This is a genomic window from Mesorhizobium sp. M7A.F.Ca.MR.176.00.0.0, assembly GCF_004023165.1.
In the GTDB taxonomy this organism is placed as follows: Bacteria; Pseudomonadota; Alphaproteobacteria; order Rhizobiales; family Rhizobiaceae; genus Mesorhizobium.
Window position 1 is genome coordinate 7,014 of sequence record NZ_RZTC01000070.1, and the last position, 3,676, is coordinate 10,689.

General features: G+C 62.6%; 7 protein-coding genes. All 7 read left to right on the forward strand.

Annotation, left to right across the window (positions count from 1 at the left end):
* Positions 1–101 (forward strand): 30S ribosomal protein S8 (rpsH, locus tag EOB59_RS36560; RefSeq protein ID WP_245486703.1); only part of this gene is annotated, 101 nt, incomplete at its 5' end.
* An 89-nt stretch (positions 102–190) separates the two neighbouring features.
* Positions 191–724 (forward strand): 50S ribosomal protein L6, encoded by a 534-nt coding sequence (rplF, locus tag EOB59_RS21980; protein WP_127810386.1) that lies wholly within the window; start codon positions 191–193, stop codon positions 722–724.
* A gap of 124 nt (positions 725–848) precedes the next feature.
* Positions 849–1,208, forward strand: a complete 360-nt coding sequence (gene rplR / locus EOB59_RS21985; protein ID WP_027038735.1) for a 50S ribosomal protein L18 — start codon at positions 849–851, stop codon at positions 1,206–1,208.
* A 148-nt stretch (positions 1,209–1,356) separates the two neighbouring features.
* Positions 1,357–1,920: a 30S ribosomal protein S5 gene (gene rpsE, locus EOB59_RS21990; protein WP_006333394.1), complete on the forward strand. Its 564-nt coding sequence runs from the start codon at positions 1,357–1,359 to the stop codon at positions 1,918–1,920.
* 24 nt (positions 1,921–1,944) lie between these two features.
* Positions 1,945–2,142 carry a 50S ribosomal protein L30 gene (rpmD, locus tag EOB59_RS21995; RefSeq protein WP_006205449.1) on the forward strand — a complete coding sequence of 66 codons (198 nt, stop codon included), beginning with the start codon at positions 1,945–1,947 and terminating at the stop codon, positions 2,140–2,142.
* A 22-nt stretch (positions 2,143–2,164) separates the two neighbouring features.
* Positions 2,165–2,641, forward strand: a complete 477-nt coding sequence (gene rplO, locus EOB59_RS22000) for a 50S ribosomal protein L15 (protein ID WP_013531434.1) — start codon at positions 2,165–2,167, stop codon at positions 2,639–2,641.
* A 192-nt stretch (positions 2,642–2,833) separates the two neighbouring features.
* Positions 2,834–3,676: preprotein translocase subunit SecY (gene secY / locus EOB59_RS36565; protein ID WP_245486702.1), on the forward strand; the 843-nt coding region annotated here is incomplete at its 3' end.

Sequence of the window (3,676 nt, forward strand, 5' to 3'; positions counted from 1 at the left end):
GCCTCGGCATCGCCATCCTTTCGACACCGAAGGGCGTGATGGCCGACCATGAAGCACGTGAACAGAACGTCGGCGGTGAGATTCTCTGCCAGATCTTCTGATCTGGCAGTTGACCGCAAAGTGGAATCCGGTCTCCGGATCGTTCCCGAAGACAGAGACCTGAAACAAGAGAAGTGACGAGGACAACAAAATGTCTCGTATTGGAAAGAAACCCGTTTCGCTGCCGCAGGGCGTGACCGCGACCGTCAACGGCCAGACCGTGACGGCGAAGGGCCCCAAGGGTGAGCTGAAGTTCGTGGTGAACGACGAAGTGCTGGTCAAGATGGAAGGCAGCGAGATCGCTGTCCTGCCGCGCGACCAGACCAAGACCGCCCGCTCCAAGTGGGGCATGTCGCGCACGCAGATCGTCAACATCCTGCAGGGCGTCAAGGACGGTTTCGAGAAGAAGCTCGAGATCACCGGCGTCGGCTATCGCGCGGCACTTCAGGGCAAGAACCTGCAGCTGGCGCTTGGCTTCAGCCATGACGTCGTCTATGAGACGCCGGCCGGCATCACCATTACCGTGCCGAAGCCGACCGAAATCACCGTGGCCGGCATCGACAAGCAGCAAGTCGGCCAGGTTGCGGCCGAGATCCGCGAGTATCGCGGTCCCGAGCCCTACAAGGGCAAGGGCGTCCGCTATGCCGGCGAGAAGATCGTCCGCAAGGAAGGCAAGAAGAAGTAGCGGGCCTGGCCTCGAGAAGTTGAGGCCAAGCCAAGAAGTGTAACGCCGCGGGGAGCGGTCGCGGGAGGCGCTTTCGCCTACCGCATATGGCGGCCCCCGTTTTTTGAAGGCAAGGAAGACCATCATGGGTACCAAGGAATCCACGCAGCGCCGCGCGCAGCGCGTCCGTCGTCAGATCAAGAAGGTCGCCGGCGAGCGTCCGCGTCTGTCGGTCCACCGCACGTCGAAGAACATCTACGTGCAGGTCATCGACGACGCCAAGGGCCACACCATCGCTGCCGCTTCGACGCTCGAGAAGGACCTCAAGGGTTCGCTCAAGACCGGCGCCGACACCGCCGCCGCCGCCGCGATCGGCAAGCTGATCGCCGAGCGCGCCACCAAGGCCGGCGTCAAGGAAGTCGTCTTCGACCGCGGTGCCTACATCTATCACGGCCGCGTCAAGGCGCTCGCCGAGGCTGCCCGCGAAGGTGGCTTGAGCTTCTAAGCATAGTCCCGAAAAGTTGCAGACTTTTCGGATAGGGATTATGCGAAGGAATTGATTTCGCCCCCGGTGACCGTTTCCCGATTTATTCGGGGCGAGGCACCGGATCTTATCAGCAACCGTGCTTCCGGAAAAAAACAAGGAACAGGATATGGCACAGGAACGTAGGGATGGCGGCCGCGGCCGCGATCGTGAAGAACGCGATGACGGCATGGTGGACAAGCTCGTCCACATCAACCGCGTCGCCAAGGTCGTCAAGGGCGGCCGTCGCTTCGGTTTTGCAGCACTCGTCGTCGTCGGCGACCAGAAGGGCCGCGTCGGCTTTGGTCACGGCAAGGCGCGCGAAGTGCCGGAAGCCATCCGCAAGGCAACTGAATCGGCCAAGCGCGACATGATCTTCGTGCCGCTGCGCTCGGGCCGTACGCTGCATCACGACGTCGAAGGACGCTGGGGTGCTGGACGCGTGCTGCTGCGCGCCGCCAAGCAAGGTACCGGCATCATCGCCGGTGGCCCGATGCGCGCTGTCTTCGAGACGCTCGGCATGCATGACGTGGTCGCCAAGTCGATGGGTTCGTCGAACCCCTACAACATGGTTCGCGCCACCTTCGACGCGCTGAAGAGCCAGATGCATCCCAAGGATGTGGCTGCTGCTCGCGGCATCAAGTATTCGACCCTTCAGGCCCGCCGCGGCACCGCCGTTGCGGCTGAAGAATAGTCGAGCTGACCAGGGATTTTGACCATGGCCAAGAAAGCAACCAAGACCATCACCGTTGAGCAGATCGGTTCGCCGATCCGCCGTCCGAAGGAACAGCGCGCGACGCTGGTCGGCCTCGGCCTCAACAAGATGCACAAGCAGCGCACGCTGGAAGATACGCCCTCCGTGCGCGGCATGATCGCTGCCGTCCAGCATCTCGTCCGCGTCGTGGACGAGGGCTGAGCCAGAGCGCAGGAGAACTCAGATGAAACTCAACGATCTGCGTGACAAGGACGGCGCGACGCACTCCAAGAAGCGTCTCGGCCGTGGTATCGGCTCCGGCTCCGGCAAGACCGGCGGTCGTGGCGTCAAGGGCCAGAAGGCGCGCTCCGGCGTCGCCATCAACGGCTTCGAGGGCGGCCAGATGCCGCTCTACCGGCGCCTGCCGAAGCGTGGCTTCAACAACATCTTCGCCAAGAGCTTCACCGTCGTGTCGCTGGCCCGCATCCAGGTGGCCATCGATGCCAAGAAGCTCGATGCCAAGGCGACCGTGACGGCTGAATCGCTGGTTGCCGCCGGCGTCATCCGCCGCGTCAAGGACGGCGTGCGCATCCTCTCGGACGGCGAGATCAAGGCGAAGCTCGCCTTTGACGTCGCCGGCGCCTCCAAGGCCGCGATCGAGAAGATCGAAAAGGCCGGCGGTTCGGTCAAGCTGCCGCAGGAAAAGGCAGCTGCCGAGTAACGGCAATTTGAAGCGCGATCGGCAGGAGTGGGATCCGTTTTTGCTCACGATTGCGCTTTGATCTGCTCAACGAGGCGGCCGCGTCAACGCGGCCGCTTGCATGTTTAGAGCCCGGAGCTTATCTCGTGAGCTTCGGTGAAACGCGCCGCCTGACCTCAGGGCCATCAAGCGTTACCAAGCGGAGAATCAGGCATGGCTTCGGCTGCTGAACAATTAGCCTCGAATCTGAATTTCTCGGCCTTCGCCAAGGCGGAGGATTTGAAGAAGCGCATCTGGTTCACGATCGGCGCGCTGCTCGTCTATCGCCTCGGCACCTACATCCCGCTTCCCGGTATCAATCCCGACGCCTTCGCCCAGGCCTTCTCTTCGCAGAGCAAGGGCGTGCTTGGCATGTTCAACATGTTCGCCGGCGGCGCCGTGCAGCGCATGGCGATCTTTGCGCTCGGCATCATGCCTTACATCTCCGCCTCCATCATCATGCAGCTGATGACTTCGGTCATCCCGTCGCTGGAAGCGCTGAAGAAGGAAGGCGAACAGGGCCGCAAGGTCATCAACCAATACACGCGCTACGGCACGGTGCTGCTTGCGCTGGTTCAGGCCTATGGCATTTCTGTCGGTCTGGAAGGCGGCAACGGCATCGTCAGCGATCCCGGCATGTTCTTCCGCATCTCGACCGTCGTCACGCTGGTCGGCGGCACCATGTTCCTGATGTGGCTGGGCGAGCAGATCACCGCGCGCGGCATCGGCAACGGCATTTCGCTGATCATCTTCTCCGGCATCGTCGCCGGCCTGCCGCACGCCATCTCCGGCACGCTGGAGCTTGGTCGCACCGGCGCGCTGTCGACCGGCCTGATCCTGGCGATCATCGTGCTGGCCGTCGTCGTCATCGCGCTCATCGTGTTCTTCGAGCGAGCCCAGCGCCGCTTGCTGATCCAGTACCCGAAGCGCCAGGTCGGTAACCGCATGTTCCAGGGCGATACCTCGCATCTGCCGCTGAAGCTCAACACGTCGGGTGTCATTCCGCCGATCTTCGCG